The sequence below is a fragment of the Mucilaginibacter lutimaris genome (genome assembly GCF_042676625.1).
GTDB lineage: Bacteria > Bacteroidota > Bacteroidia > Sphingobacteriales > Sphingobacteriaceae > Mucilaginibacter > Mucilaginibacter lutimaris.
Window position 1 is genome coordinate 347,311 of sequence record NZ_JBHTIA010000012.1, and the last position, 13,859, is coordinate 361,169.

Annotated in this window: 12 protein-coding genes; 6 read left to right on the forward strand and 6 right to left on the reverse strand. The window is 43.4% G+C overall.

Features of this window, described 5'->3' with window-relative positions:
* Positions 1 to 3: 3 nt before the first annotated feature.
* From ligD to ACFQZI_RS16510, 3 genes are all read left to right on the forward strand, one after another.
* Positions 4 to 2,751 (forward strand): DNA ligase D, encoded by a 2,748-nt coding sequence (gene ligD / locus ACFQZI_RS16500; protein ID WP_377144411.1) that lies wholly within the window; start codon positions 4 to 6, stop codon positions 2,749 to 2,751.
* A 404-nt stretch (positions 2,752 to 3,155) separates the two neighbouring features.
* Positions 3,156 to 3,518, forward strand: a complete 363-nt coding sequence (locus ACFQZI_RS16505; RefSeq protein ID WP_377144413.1) for a BlaI/MecI/CopY family transcriptional regulator — start codon at positions 3,156 to 3,158, stop codon at positions 3,516 to 3,518.
* Positions 3,515 to 5,650 carry a M56 family metallopeptidase gene (locus ACFQZI_RS16510; protein WP_377144415.1) on the forward strand — a complete coding sequence of 712 codons (2,136 nt, stop codon included), beginning with the start codon at positions 3,515 to 3,517 and terminating at the stop codon, positions 5,648 to 5,650. The genes ACFQZI_RS16505 and ACFQZI_RS16510 overlap by 4 nt, the downstream gene beginning before the upstream one ends.
* Before the next feature lie 68 nt (positions 5,651 to 5,718).
* Here ACFQZI_RS16510 and ACFQZI_RS16515 read toward each other — a convergent pair whose 3' ends face one another.
* The 4 genes from ACFQZI_RS16515 to ACFQZI_RS16530 all read right to left on the reverse strand — a co-directional run bounded on the left by ACFQZI_RS16515 (position 5,719) and on the right by ACFQZI_RS16530 (position 9,624).
* Positions 5,719 to 6,084 (reverse strand): response regulator, encoded by a 366-nt coding sequence (locus ACFQZI_RS16515; RefSeq protein ID WP_377144418.1) that lies wholly within the window; start codon positions 6,082 to 6,084, stop codon positions 5,719 to 5,721.
* 153 nt (positions 6,085 to 6,237) lie between these two features.
* Positions 6,238 to 6,867 (reverse strand): NAD(P)H-dependent oxidoreductase, encoded by a 630-nt coding sequence (locus ACFQZI_RS16520; RefSeq protein ID WP_377144420.1) that lies wholly within the window; start codon positions 6,865 to 6,867, stop codon positions 6,238 to 6,240.
* Between the two features lie 82 nt (positions 6,868 to 6,949).
* Positions 6,950 to 7,342 carry a hypothetical protein gene (locus ACFQZI_RS16525; RefSeq protein WP_377144423.1) on the reverse strand — a complete coding sequence of 131 codons (393 nt, stop codon included), beginning with the start codon at positions 7,340 to 7,342 and terminating at the stop codon, positions 6,950 to 6,952.
* A 2-nt stretch (positions 7,343 to 7,344) separates the two neighbouring features.
* Positions 7,345 to 9,624: a transglycosylase domain-containing protein gene (locus ACFQZI_RS16530; protein ID WP_377144426.1), complete on the reverse strand. Its 2,280-nt coding sequence runs from the start codon at positions 9,622 to 9,624 to the stop codon at positions 7,345 to 7,347.
* Between the two features lie 102 nt (positions 9,625 to 9,726).
* On the opposite strand from ACFQZI_RS16530, the gene ACFQZI_RS16535 reads away from it, so the two are divergent.
* The 3 genes from ACFQZI_RS16535 (at position 9,727) to ACFQZI_RS16545 (ending at position 11,846) form a co-directional block, all read left to right on the forward strand.
* Entirely contained in the window at positions 9,727 to 10,815 is a 1,089-nt protein-coding gene (locus ACFQZI_RS16535) for an Mrp/NBP35 family ATP-binding protein (RefSeq protein WP_377144429.1), read from the forward strand.
* Between the two features lie 26 nt (positions 10,816 to 10,841).
* The gene (locus ACFQZI_RS16540; RefSeq protein WP_377144431.1) at positions 10,842 to 11,120 is read left to right on the forward strand and encodes a NifU family protein; all 279 of its coding nucleotides are present in this window, start codon (positions 10,842 to 10,844) and stop codon (positions 11,118 to 11,120) included.
* A gap of 105 nt (positions 11,121 to 11,225) precedes the next feature.
* Positions 11,226 to 11,846, forward strand: coding sequence for a carboxypeptidase-like regulatory domain-containing protein (locus ACFQZI_RS16545; RefSeq protein ID WP_377144434.1), 621 nt, complete (start codon positions 11,226 to 11,228; stop codon positions 11,844 to 11,846).
* A gap of 146 nt (positions 11,847 to 11,992) precedes the next feature.
* Here ACFQZI_RS16545 and def read toward each other — a convergent pair whose 3' ends face one another.
* Entirely contained in the window at positions 11,993 to 12,565 is a 573-nt protein-coding gene (gene def, locus ACFQZI_RS16550; protein WP_377144436.1) for a peptide deformylase, read from the reverse strand.
* 21 nt (positions 12,566 to 12,586) lie between these two features.
* Positions 12,587 to 13,816 carry a M16 family metallopeptidase gene (locus ACFQZI_RS16555; protein WP_377144438.1) on the reverse strand — a complete coding sequence of 410 codons (1,230 nt, stop codon included), beginning with the start codon at positions 13,814 to 13,816 and terminating at the stop codon, positions 12,587 to 12,589.
* Positions 13,817 to 13,859 lie beyond the last annotated feature (43 nt).

The window sequence follows — 13,859 nt, forward strand, 5'->3', positions numbered from 1 at the left end:
GCCATGAGCCTGGAGAAATACGTTGAAAAGAGGGATTTTACAAAAACCTCTGAACCTAAAGCCGGTAGAAGTAAGGATAAGGACAAATTGATGTTTGTGATACAAAAACACGATGCATCGCGCCTGCACTACGATTTTAGGCTTGAAATGGAAGGCGTACTCAAAAGCTGGGCGGTGCCTAAAGGCCCTTCAACAGACCCTAAGAACAAAAGGTTGGCTATGATGGTAGAAGACCACCCGTTCGACTACCGCAATTTTGAAGGCATTATACCCCAGGGCGAATATGGGGGCGGTACCGTTATTGTATGGGACGAAGGCACCTATGAACCAATAGAAGAAATTAAGGGCGGAAAAAAAGCCCAGGAAAAACACCTGCTTAAGCAGCTTAAAGCAGGCTCGTTAAAAATTAAACTTCATGGCGAAAAGCTGGAAGGGGAGTATGCGCTGGTAAAAACCCAGGGTATGGGCGAGAACGGGTGGCTGCTTATTAAGCACAAGGATGAGTTTGCATCTGCGGCCGATATCACTAAAAAAGATAAATCGGTGCTATCCGGCAAGACTATTGAGAAGATGGAAAAAACCAGCGAGAAAGTTTGGAAGGATGGAGGTGAGCAGGATGTAGAGGAGGAGAAGCCCAAAAAGAAAACCGCATCAAAAAAAAAACTGCATGACCCGGTAGAAGATCTGGCTGATAAAGCCGGAATAACACCGGAAGATAAAAAGCCGGATGCAAAAGCTATATTAAAAAAAGCGCCGAAAGGAAAGATGCCAACGGGCATTAAACCTATGCTCGCAACCCTTGTTAACGAGCCATTTGATGACCCTGACTGGGAGTACGAGGTAAAGTGGGATGGGTACCGCACCCTTGGTTTCATTAATAAGGGAGAGGTTCAGCTGCTATCGCGCAATAACAAAGATTTTAATGAGAAATATTACCCACTAAAAAAGCAGCTGGAAACCTGGGACATAAACGCTGTGATTGATGGTGAGATAGTGGTAATGAATGAGGATGGGGTATCCAATTTCGGCGCCCTGCAAAACTGGCGCAGCGAGGCTGACGGCGAATTGATGCTGTATATATTTGATATTTTATGGTATGATGGTAAGAACCTGATGGACCTGCCCCTTATTGAACGCCAGGCCGTATTAAAAGAGGTTATCCCAACAGATGATGACCGGATAAGAATAAGCCAGACCTTTAAAGTTAACGGCATTGAGTTTTTTGAAGCCGCTGAAAAGGCCGGGCTGGAAGGTATAATGGCCAAACGCAGCAACAGCACTTACGTTGCCGATAACCGCTCTAAAGATTGGCTTAAAGTAAAAATAAACAAGCGCCAGGAAGTTGTAATTGGCGGCTTTACCAAAAACGAAGGTACGGCCAAGCAATTTAGTTCACTTTTATTGGGCGTTTATGAAGGGGGCAAATTCCAGTACGTTGGCAAGGTAGGTACCGGCTTTTCTGATAAGCTGCAAAAAGAAATGATGGCCATGTTTAAGCCATTGATTGTAGACAAAGTGCCGTTTACCAGCGAACCCGATGTAAACAAACCATCGCGCTTTAGGCCAAATCCGCCCAAGGCAAAGGCTACCTGGTTAAAGCCGGAGTTGGTTTGCGAAGTTAGCTTTGCCGAAGTAACGAGCGACGGCGTATTCCGCCACCCTTCTTTTGAGGGTATGAGGGTAGATAAAAAAGCCCGGGATGTTGTGCGTGAAACAGAGGCGGATACAACCGATATAGTTGAGGATGCGCAGCAACAAACAGAACCTAAAAAAGAGCCAAAACACAAACTGGTGGCAGCGCCTAAAGAATCTGTTAAACGTACCCTATTAAACCCCAAGGAAGAAACGCAGGTTAAAAAGATCTGCGGGCACGACCTTAAGTTTACCCACCTCAGCAAAGTTTACTGGCCGGAAGATGGTATCACCAAGCGGGATATGTTTAATTACTATTACCAGGTTGCGGAGTACATCTTACCATATCTTAAAGACCGGCCGCAATCGTTAAACCGTTTTCCTAACGGGATACACGGGCCAAGCTTTTACCAGAAAGACGTACGCGGTAAATCGCCTGATTGGGTGAGGACATTCCCGTATACTACAAGTGATGGCGAGGATAAAGATTACCTTGTTGGGCATGATGAAGCTACCCTGCTTTGGATGGCATCATTGGGCTGCATTGAAATGAACCCCTGGTTTAGCCGCATTCAGTCACCTGACAACCCTGATTATTGCATTATTGACCTCGACCCAGATAAAAACACCTTCGACCAGGTGATAGAAGCTGCGCAGGAGGTAAAAAAAGTATTGGATGCACTGGATGTTCCAAGCTATTGCAAAACATCGGGCTCTACAGGGATGCACATTTACATCCCTTTGGGCGCTAAGTATGATTATGACCAGTCGCAGATGTTTGCGCGGTTAATTGTAAACATTGTTCACGACCAGATCCCGGAGTATACCTCGCTGGAAAGGATGATCAAAAACCGGGGGGGTAAAATGTATCTCGATTTTTTGCAAAACCGACCGGGCGCTACTATTGCCGGGCCGTATTCCCTTCGCCCAAAACCGGGCGCAACCGTTTCCATGCCGCTGCACTGGGACGAGGTAAAACCCGGCCTTACCATGAAACATTTTACCATTCATAATTCTGTTGCACGGCTTAAAAAAGAAGGGGACCTTTTCAATGGTGTTCTTGGCGAAGGCATTGACCTCGAAAAAACCATTAAAAAGGCGCAAAGCATATTTAAATAATCCTAACTAAATGGCGTATATACTTTGGTTAGCATAAGCTACCCGGGCAAGTAGCGCGATTTAATCCATAAATGTTCACGTTCACGATCACACATTCAGGGTGTTTTTTGTTATCGGCTGTATATCAGCATTTTAAAATCGAAATGGTGTCAAAACACCGCCACCACTTTGTATAAAATAATTACTATACGTACCCATTCTTTAATACCCGCTTTCCATCCACAGTGAATTAGGCAGTACAGCATTGCAAATTGGAGGTATTGTTCCTATTTATGCCAGTGCTTTATAGCGTAAAAATTAATTAACTAACAATCAATAGTTTATGATTGTATCTAAAGAAATACTAATGGATTAGTTGCAATACTAATGCATTAGTATTAAACTTGTTTAAAATTTAAATTTTTATGCAAAAGCTGGCAAAGCGCGAAGAACAAATAATGCAGGTATTTTGGAAACTGGGTAAGGCTTTTATTAAAGAGGTGATCCCCGAAATGCCCGACCCTAAACCGCATTACAATTCGGTTGCTACCATGGTGAAAATATTGGAGGAGAAGGGCTTTTTAGACCATGACACCATTGGGAATATTTACCACTATTACCCTAAAGTAACCCGCGAGGACTATCAGAAACACGCCATGAAGGATATTGTGAGCCAGTATTTCGACGACTCCTATCCAAGTATGCTGGCCTTTTTTGCCAAAGAACAAAAAATTAGCGAAAAGGAACTGGAAGATATTTTGAACCTCATTAAATCTAACAAGAAATGATACCCTACATTTTGCATGTTGCATTGCTCATAAGCGTTTGCTTTTTGTTTTACAAATTGCTGTTACAAAATGAAACGTTTCATCACCTTAACAGATGGGTGTTGCTCGCTTGCCTGGCTTTAACCTTTGTATTGCCAACATTGCACGTTCCACAGCAATGGGCTTTAAGGAAGGCGCCCGAACCAATAGTTAGCGCCCCAATACAAGTAAATGCCAATTCTGTAACAAAAAACCCTGTACGATCTACCGATCTGCCAACTACCAAGACTGGTGTAATAACACAACCGTCTACAGCAAAGTCGTTTACCGAAAGCGCGGCGTTATACACGCCTCAGCTTTTAAAATGGGCTTTATGGCTTTACTGGTGTGGTGTTGCTGCCTTTGGCTTTAACTTTTTACTGCAGGTGTTTGTGCTGGTACGCCAGGCGTATAAAAGCCCTTCCATTCAAGATGGGCAGTATAGGATAGTGGAGATAGATACCGATAAAGCCCCATGCTCATTCGGCAATTACATTTTTATAAACCCGGCAAAATACGATTGGGAAACCTACAGCCAGATCTTACTGCACGAAAAGATTCACGTTAAGCAAGGCCATAGTGCCGACCTGCTATTGTCTGAACTGATGATCGTTTTTCAGTGGTTTAATCCGTTTGCCTGGCTTTACCGCAAAGAGGTGGAAAACAACCTGGAATTTTTAACCGACAGCGATGTATTAAATAATAATGAAGTAGAGAGAGAAATGTACCAGATGAGTTTGCTAAAGGTATCGGTACCTAACCTGTCGCTTCGGATAACAACCAACTATAATCAATCACTCCTTAAAAAACGAATTGTTATGATGAACGCGAAACGATCAAACATCCACACTACCTGGAAGTACTTTTTCCTGCTGCCGCTGATGGCATTCTTAATGTGTGCTTTTAACAAACCTATGGCAAGCCGCCAGCCGGTGTTACAAACAACGGTTAACAGGCTGAACGATACTAATATGGATGATGAAGGCACCTGGACAGCGACTATAAAAGATGAGAAAATCGACATACAATTCGACAGCAACGGTAACCGCAACCACATGAGCAACAGCAATTTTTTGTTGTCTGAGTTCTCGCCACTGCCAACCAAATCTGAAGGCGACTTTAAGTTGGTACGAGAGGCCGGCACCATGAACTTTACCGGTAAATTTAATGGATACAAGGGTAGCGGCCGTTATAAGTTTGTACCCAACCGGGAGTTTATTAAATATCTGGAAGGTGAAGGGATAAGCGGTATTGAAAAAGGTGATGAGCTGGCTTTTTTTATTGTTAATATTAAAAAGAGCTATGTAACCATGATGCACCGCCAGGGGTACAAAAACCTATCAAAAAGCGACCTGATCGCTACAGCGGCTTTAGGTGTGGATGAGCCATATATTGTATCATTAAAACAAAATGGCTTCCCTGATATTAGTGCACAGGACCTGATAACCGGCAAAGCAATGGGCATCAGCGGCCCATACATCAGCGAGATCCGGAAGGCGGGGTATCCTAAAGTATCTTTTGAAAAGCTGGTTAGTTTTAAAGCACAAGGCATAAATGGCGAATACATTCGCAAATTTAAAACTGCAAAGGCATCTAAGCCGGCCCGGGAAACGGCGGCAGTTAACAATGATGACGAAGATAATGCCGATGATATGATAGCCTATAAAGCCTTAAATGTTGATGCTGATTTTGTGAACCAATTTAAAAAGGCCGCCTACACTAACCTAAGCAGCAGCGACCTTATAGGTATGAAAGCAGCGGGCGTTACCCCACAGTTTGCGGAGAGCTTTAAAGCGGCTGGTTACAGCAATGTATCGCATGACGATTTGATGTCTATGAAAGCCCTGGGCATAAGGCCCGAATATCTTAACAGCTTTAAAAATGCGGGGTTTAAAAATATTAATCCCGGTAAAGCCGCGGGTTTAAAGGCGCTTGGGGTAACAGCCGATTATATTAAAAGCTTTAAAAACATTGGCTTTAACGATGTTTCTTTAGATGATGCAACCGCACTTAAAGCGATGGGCATAACACCCGAATATATTACGCAAATGCGCGAGAAAGGCTTTAAATCTAACGATATAAACAAGTATATTACCATGAAGGCTACATTTTAGTTGCCGGTTAAGAAGTACAAAAAAGCCGGGCTTGATAAGGTCCGGCTTTTTAGTTGAGATCGTAACTGTTATGCAGCTAATTGCACTTCAACTTTATTAATAAGCGCGGTCATATCAAAGGGTTTATGCAAAATATCATCAGGCGCGCCATCCTGGGCCAGGGTAGCATCAATATCATCTTCTGCAGAGCAAATAATTACCGGCGTGCGCATGGTCTCCTTATTTAATTTTAAGATCTTGCAAATATCGCGTCCGTCCATGCCGGGCATATTGGCATCTAATATCAACAGATCGGGACGGGTGTTCTGCACCTCCTCAATAACATGTTCGCCGTTTGCTAACGAAGAAACCTCATAGCCGCTGTTGATAAGTATGTAGCTCATCACTTCTACTATCAGTTCGTTATCGTCTACTATTAATATCTTTTTGCACATAATATTAAGGCATATGCAAAGGACGTGCCGTTGTTAATTATAGGTTTAATTTTATAGAAAATTTAATTGCGTGGGGTGTAAAATTAAAAAGCACGATAAAAAAGGATTATCGTGCTTTCGGTAAATGTAGCTATTATAACTACAGCAGAGGCGTTAAATGTGTATGAAGAATTCGCTGGCAGGGCGGCGAACTTTTGCCGCGTTGGCAGTTGCATCATCTGCGGCCCTGTAACCAATGGTTGCAATAACGGTTGCTGTCAGGCCTTTTTCTTTCAACCCCAATACTTCATCAAAACCGGCAGGGTCAAAGCCTTCCATGGGGCAAATGTCCACATCCTGTTCTGCTGCTGCTGTTACTAAAACACCAAGGCCAATGTAAGCTTGTTTTTGCGCCCAAATTAAAAGCTGTTCGGGTGTTCGGCCGTTAATGGCACCCAATACCATGCCCTCAAACCCAGCCAATGCTTCGCGAGGGATGTTGCGGGTGGCGGCAACGTTATCTATATATTTTTTACCGAACTCTTCGTTAATGTTGGTTTCGGCTGCAAAAACAATAAGTTGTGATGCATCTGTTATTTGTGACTGGCCATAACCTACAGCCTTTAGTTTTTCGCGGGTATCGGCATCCTCAATCACCAATACACGGTAATGTTGCAATCCTATCGATGAGGGAGCTAACTGAACGGCATCTAAAATAGCCTGCAATTTATCGGCAGCTATCTTCTTTGTGCTGTCGAATTTTTTGGTGGCATAGCGCCATTTTAATTTATCTACGAGTGACATGTTTCTTCTGTTTAATTGTGTGCCACAAAAGTAGATGTTTAAACATTTAATTTAGTCATTCAGAAGTAAATAATCAAGCAGATTAGAATTCGTCGGCGGTAGAACGGAGGTCGCCATAATCTTCTCCTGTAAAATATGCCGCGTTAAAAGATGGATTAAGCTCAAAGTTCCAGTAAGAGTGCTGGTTATTTAAGTTGTTGACTATGGCAGAACAGCTGAAGGTAAGCTGTAGTTTATAATTGATACGCATGCGTCCTTTAAGTGTGGCAGCATCAAAGCGCTTTATTTCAAACGTCAAATCTTCAAATTCAGATGAGCCGTACTTATCCTTATTCTCTTCTGTTAAGGCCTTAATTAACATGGCGTATGCTTCCGTCCCCCGGGTAAAAAGGGTTTCAACGGTGTGCTTTATACTTTCTGCACTATCTGGTACCTTAAACCCTGCAGGTAAGGGTGTGTTGAATTCTTCCTGCATGGTTAAGGCATCCGGTCCTTCAGTTCTTTTACCTTTTCTTTGCCCTCATCTTTCAGGCGGTTCTTTTCGGCCTTAATTTCTTTTTTGGTACGGCCCGCGGTATCTACATTATCAACCTTAAGTTTGTACTCGGCTTTCACCTTTTCTATTTCCTGTTTAAGGCGTGCCTTTATAGCGTCGTTAGTTTCTTCTATCTTCTTTTCCATTTTGGCTTCAGTGGTATCTTTTTTACCAAATAAGCGCTGAAAGAAGTTAGGCTTTTTAGGTTCTTCAAAAACCGGCGCGGCAACCCCGACACCGCCGCCGCCATCATCTTCGGTCTGATGCATCAGGCTATCGGCAACCGCCGTATCAATTGGTGCTATTGTTTTGCGTAAACCTTCGCGCAGGCGCACACTATAAAAACCATAAGCATTAGAATCTGGTTCTGTTAAGCCCTTTTTAGCCATTAACCGCCCTATAAGGTTAAAGTACCCATGAAGCCCCTGCCTAAGGCTGCCATCGGGTTGAAACGCGTACAAACCGGCTTTGGGATTAGGCACAATACTGGCCAGGTAAATACTTTCGCCAATGGTCAGCTCAGAGGGCGATTTGCCAAAATAATATCTCGAGGCTTCGCCAATACCATAAATGCCGCGGCCCCATTCAATAATGTTAAAGTAAACCTCCAGCATGCGGTTCTTGCTCATGATGCGGTTGTTCTCTATCAGCCATACGATCAGGATCTCCTCTATCTTGCGCGATAATGTTTTATTGCGGTTAAGAAAAGCATTTTTAATAAGCTGCATAGAAATGGTACTGCCCCCCCTTTTAAATCTTTTCTCCTTAATATCTGTTATGATAGATTTACGGATCGACTCATCAACAAAACCACGGTTGGTGTAAAAAGACGGGTCTTCAGCCGTCATCACCGCGTTGCGCAGGTTGGGCGAAATTTGTTCTAAAGGCGTAAAGTTTGGTGCGCCGGGGCCTATGGTATGCGGGGGCATTGGTTTGCCTTTTTCATATGGGGTATAAACAAAGGTGTTATTAAGTTTACCCAGGTCAGCGCGGCCATATTTAAGTATTTTAAAATCGTTATCCTTTTGCAGGCGCGAATCAAACACCATGTCATCAAGATGCGCACGGTTCAGGAACATTTTTAGGCTGTAATTAAGCTTGCCTGTAACCTTAATACCCTCTAATGATTCGAACATCCCGGTAGGGAACGAATCAAAAACATCCTGCGCGTTTACCCACCCGGTGTTAATTTTTGCCTCGTATATTTTTACAGGGTTTAAGGTGTATTTTAAATATGGGTTAGCGATTAACTTTTTTAGATGGATAACCGATGAGCTATCTAACGAAACATAATTACTGCCAACAAAAATGTTGGCGTCAATAGAGCCATACGGCACAACAATATCGCTTACGGATAGCCCCGGGTGATTAAGCAACAGGTTGCGTACACTCCATGAACTGTATATTTTAGTTTCGCCACTGTGGTTTTTCACATTGCTTAACTTAGTGCTAATGGTATCAAAGTTTAGCTTCAGCTTAAATTTTTTTTCAATGAAGGGAAGCTCTACCTTTTTGCCCTCGGCATATAAATGCACATCAATGTCTTTGTCAGAGGGTACCATTTTGCCATCAATATGCCAGGTTGCGGCACCGTCATTTACATTAATGGTTGATGCCAGTTTACCATCTTTAATAATAGCTGTTTGCGCCAGCATTTTTACTTTGGTGCTATCATCTACAAAACCCATGCGGAAGTTATGTAATGATAAGTTATCCGGTATTTTATAAAGCACCTCGTTTATGAGGTTGTTGGATAGTTCGGACAGGTCTACCTTGTTGCCGGTGCTGGTGGTGTCTTTTTTCTTCCTAAAAAGGAAATCGAAGTTTTTTACGCCCTTAATGCTGGTAAGGTTTAGGAAACCATTTTGCAGTACTACATCGGCCAGTTTAATATTGCCAAATATTAACGGGAGGATCTTAACACTAACGCTAAAGTTTTTAATGGACAGGAGACTGTCGCGTTGAAACGGTACAACGCTTATGTCCGTAAAGGCAACTGTGCTGAGACCGGTAAATGTAGCGGAGCCTATTTTTACATCTAAATTATATTCCCTTTTTGCTTTTGATTTAGCTTTGTAGATAGCTTTTTGAAGCAGCACCTCGCGTTTAGAATAGGCAATATATCCGCCTATCAGCATAATAACTACTAAAGCAAGAACGGTTATACCTGCAATACGGATATATTTGGGGTTGATACGGCGCATATAGGACTTTTGCTTCAAAACTAAACAATACAATGTGTGCAAACGGTTGCAAACTGCAAATTGTTTTTCATAACAAACGCATGCCGGCACCTGTTTTCGTATTTTTGCGATGAAATAAATATGGAATTTACTAAAGAACAAGTTTTACAAGCCCTTGGGAATGTTGAAGAACCCGATCTTAAAAAAGACCTGGTTACCCTAAACATGATACAGGATATTCATATCGATGGCAACAAGTTAAGCTTTTCGGTTGTGCTCACTACGCCGGCCTGCCCGCTTAAGGCGTTAATTGAAAATGCATGCCGCAATGCCATCGCCCACTTCATCAGCAAAGAGATAGAGGTTACGGTGAACATGACCTCGCGCGTTACTACCCAGCTAAACACCGGTGTACCGGGAGTGAAGAACATCATCGCGGTAGCATCGGGAAAGGGTGGGGTAGGTAAATCTACCGTATCAGTTAACCTGGCCTTGTCGCTTGCTAAAGCAGGCGCTAAAGTTGGTTTAATTGATGCCGATATTTACGGCCCGTCTATCCCTATCATGTTTGGTTTGGAAGGCGTGCGCCCGAAGGCAACGCAGGAGAACGGAAAAACACGCATAGAGCCTATTGAGAAATACGGCATTAAATTATTATCGATAGGTTTCTTTACCGATCCTAACCAGCCTGTGCCGTGGCGCGGGCCAATGGTATCAACCGCGGTTAAACAACTGTTTAATGACGCCGACTGGGGCGAGCTGGATTATTTAGTAATAGACCTGCCACCGGGCACGGGCGATATCCACATTACGGTTACACAAAGCTTCCCGGTTACAGGAGCGGTAATTGTTACCACCCCGCAAAACGTCGCTTTGGCAGATGCGAAGAAAGGGATAGGCATGTTTTTGATGCCGGCCATAAACGTGCCTATTATGGGCGTAGTAGAAAACATGGCCTACTTTACCCCCGAAGAATTACCAAACAACAAATACTACATTTTTGGACAAGGCGGTGGCAAAAAGTTAGCCCAAACGCTTGATGTGCCGTTTTTGGGCGAGATCCCGCTGATAAAGGGTATTAGCGACTCCGGTGACGCAGGCAGGCCTATTGTGATGGATGACGATGGCGTAATGACAACGGCATTTATGGAAATGGCCAGGCGTGTTGCCCAACAGGTTTCGATATGTAACGCGCAAAAGGCTGGTAACTTAAATGTGGTAAATAATTAATAACTTTACTTTATAATTTAAAGATAATGAGTTTAACAGATCAGGTGGAAGCAGCGTTGAATACCATCAGGCCTTATTTAGAGGCTGATGGCGGTAACGTTTCTATTGAAGAAATTACTCCTGAAAAAGTGGTAAGGCTTAAGCTACTGGGTTCATGCGGCTCGTGCCCTATGAGCATCATGACGCTGAAGGCGGGAATTGAACAAGCCATTTTAAAGGCCGTGCCGGAAATTGCCGGAATTGAAGCAGTGAACCTAACCGACATTGATGACCCCAATGCCGTGCTTCCCGAAAATTTACGATAGTGTTAAGAAGTGTTAAATACCTTATTGATACCCATCAATGATGTATTTTTACCTTTGTGTTTAACGTTAGTAAAACATGGCAGGTAAATTGTGCTAAAGCAATAAATGAAAAGATTAATAGGCATACTGTTTTTACTTACATCTTTATCAGCGTTCTCGCAGCAAAAAGAGAAGCCACTGGTACAGTTTACCGGTGTGGTATATAATGCCGATAGTGCCGGTGTGGTTGTGCCTTATGTAACAGTTACTAACAAAAGCAGCCGCAATACTGTTAATATCACCAACTATAAAGGTTACTTTTCTTTTGTAGCCCACGAGCAGGATTCCCTGCAGTTTACCGCTATTGGTTTTGCGCCGGTAACAGTTGTTATCCCCGAGAATGTAAAAAGCAAAAGCTACACCGTGCAGGTGATGATAAAGCAGCAAATGATAAATCTGCCAATGGTAAGGGTTTTCCCGTGGGCAACAACAGATGAGTTCCGTAAAGATTTTGTAAACGCGAAGATCGCTGATGATGACCTGGAGATCGCACGAAAAAACATCAGCCGCACATCTATAGTAGCCATGACCAATAGCCTGCCGCGCGATGGGCAGGAGATACAGTCTGCAAATGCGCAGTACATGCACCAGGATATTGTTAACCAACACTCGCGCACCAACCCCTTGCTTAACCCACTTGCCTGGGGCAGCTTAGTTAAATCTATTACGGATAGGGATAGTAAGTAAGGAGGAGAGAGTCAAGAAGTCAAGATATAAGAGTCAAGACCGTAAAAATATATAGCTCAAAGAAAAAGGCTTCGGTAATTCGAAGCCTTTTTCTTTGAGTACATTAGTGGTTATCTCGATTCTTGACGCTATAGTCTTGAATCTTTCTACCGACCCTTTTTGGCGGCCGGGAATTTCATGCGGTAATCTACATCAACGGCACCTTTAGAGATGTCGTTAAGGCGTTTTTCTATCAGGCGTTTGCGTAATGGGCTTAGCTTATCGGTAAATAATTTACCCTCTATGTGGTCGTACTCGTGTTGTATAACGCGCGCAGCCATGCCGCTTATGGTTTCTTCGTGGTGTTTCCAATCTTCATCATAATATGATATCCGAATAGTTGGCTTGCGGCTTACATCTTCGCGGATATCTGGGATGCTCAGGCAGCCTTCGTTAAATGACCATTCTTCGCCGCTTTCTTCAAGTATGGTAGCGTTAATAAATACTTTTTTGAAATCCTTAAGCGCAGGCTCCTCGTCATCAAACGGGGTAACATCAACTACAAACAAACGCATAGACATGCCAACTTGTGGTGCTGCCAAACCAACACCGCGCGCGCCGTACATGGTCTCGAACATATTACCCACCAATTCTTTGATGTTCGGGTATTCATCTGGCTCAATAGATGTGGCCTTTTTCCTTAGTACAGGGTCGCCGTATGCTATTATAGGATATTTCATAGTGCAAAGGTAAAAGTTTTATTATTTAGGCTCAAATAATAAGGTTATCATACGATCATTATCGAATATTTCGTTGCTTATCTCCAACAGTTCTTCGGCTGTAACCGCGTTTATTTTAGCGAAAATATCTTCCAGCGAATCTATCCGTCCAAAATCCATCAGGCTCTTAGCCATAGATATAATGAGGCTCATCCGGCTTTCTTCGGCAAGGGCTATCTGGCCAATAAATTTCTCTTTGGCTTGTTTAAGCTGCACAGTACCAAGCTTGTTTTCGCGGAGCTTTTTTAGTTCTTTATGCACCAGCTTCAAAGCTTTATCGGCCTTCCCGGCGTCGGTACCAAAATAGATAGAGAAGATGCCGGTATCGGTTAACGAGGTATAATTAGATTCGATGGTGTAAGCGATGCCGTGTTTCTCGCGGATCTCGAGATTTAAACGGTTGCTCATGCCCATACCACCCAAAACGTTGTTTAGCAGCAGCAAGCCATATTTGTTTTGATGTGCCGACGGATACGCCCGCCCGCCAATGATGCAATGCGTTTGCGAAATAGGCTTTTTTAACGTATAAATGCCGCGGCCTATCGGCTTGGGCGCAATGCGTTGCTTTTGATTAGTGTTCTCGGGCACCGGGCCAAAATACTTTTCGCAAAGCTTAACCAGCTTTTTAAAATCGTAATCGCCATAAACGGCGAAGATCATCTGGTGGGTGTTGTTGTTTGCGCTAATGAACTGTTTGATATCCGCACCATTCAATACACCAACACTTTCGGGCGTGCCTAAAATGTTGTTGCCGATGGGGTGGCCTTTAAAAACGTATTCCTCAAAATCGTCCTGTATGGCTTCTTCGGGCTGGTCCAGGTATGAGGAGATCTCGTCCAGTATCACACCGCGCTCTTTTTCCATCTCATCTTCGGGGAAGGTAGAGTGGAACAGGATATCTTCGAAAAGGTCAACCGCCCTTTCGAGATGCTGGTTTAACAGCGAGGCATGGATGCAGGTATATTCTTTGGTGGTATATGCGTTCAGGTCGGCGCCAACCAGTTCAAGGTGGTTAAGTATCTGGTTGGTGTTGCGCCTGTGGGTTTCTTTAAACAGCAGGTGTTCAATAAAATGCGCCAGGCCTTCTTTTTGGGGCAATTCATCGCGCGAGCCTGCGTTTAATACGAAACAACAATGCGTGATGGGTGAAGGCGAATGTTTAAATAATATGCGGATGCCGTTTGGCAGCGTATGAACCTGGTGATCTGTCATAAAAGGTTCAAAGATAGCGTTTAAACCTCCAAATTGTTTGGTA

Coding starts and splice junctions, on each gene's coding strand:
- ACFQZI_RS16555 (WP_377144438.1), bottom strand. CDS start 13,816: ATGACAGATCACCAGGTTCATACGCTGCCAAACGGCATCCGCATATTA.
- ACFQZI_RS16540 (WP_377144431.1), top strand. CDS start 10,842: ATGAGTTTAACAGATCAGGTGGAAGCAGCGTTGAATACCATCAGGCCT.
- ligD (WP_377144411.1), top strand. CDS start 4: ATGAGCCTGGAGAAATACGTTGAAAAGAGGGATTTTACAAAAACCTCT.
- ACFQZI_RS16510 (WP_377144415.1), top strand. CDS start 3,515: ATGATACCCTACATTTTGCATGTTGCATTGCTCATAAGCGTTTGCTTT.
- def (WP_377144436.1), bottom strand. CDS start 12,565: ATGAAATATCCTATAATAGCATACGGCGACCCTGTACTAAGGAAAAAG.
- ACFQZI_RS16545 (WP_377144434.1), top strand. CDS start 11,226: ATGAAAAGATTAATAGGCATACTGTTTTTACTTACATCTTTATCAGCG.
- ACFQZI_RS16535 (WP_377144429.1), top strand. CDS start 9,727: ATGGAATTTACTAAAGAACAAGTTTTACAAGCCCTTGGGAATGTTGAA.
- ACFQZI_RS16520 (WP_377144420.1), bottom strand. CDS start 6,867: ATGTCACTCGTAGATAAATTAAAATGGCGCTATGCCACCAAAAAATTC.
- ACFQZI_RS16505 (WP_377144413.1), top strand. CDS start 3,156: ATGCAAAAGCTGGCAAAGCGCGAAGAACAAATAATGCAGGTATTTTGG.
- ACFQZI_RS16515 (WP_377144418.1), bottom strand. CDS start 6,084: ATGTGCAAAAAGATATTAATAGTAGACGATAACGAACTGATAGTAGAA.
- ACFQZI_RS16525 (WP_377144423.1), bottom strand. CDS start 7,342: ATGCAGGAAGAATTCAACACACCCTTACCTGCAGGGTTTAAGGTACCA.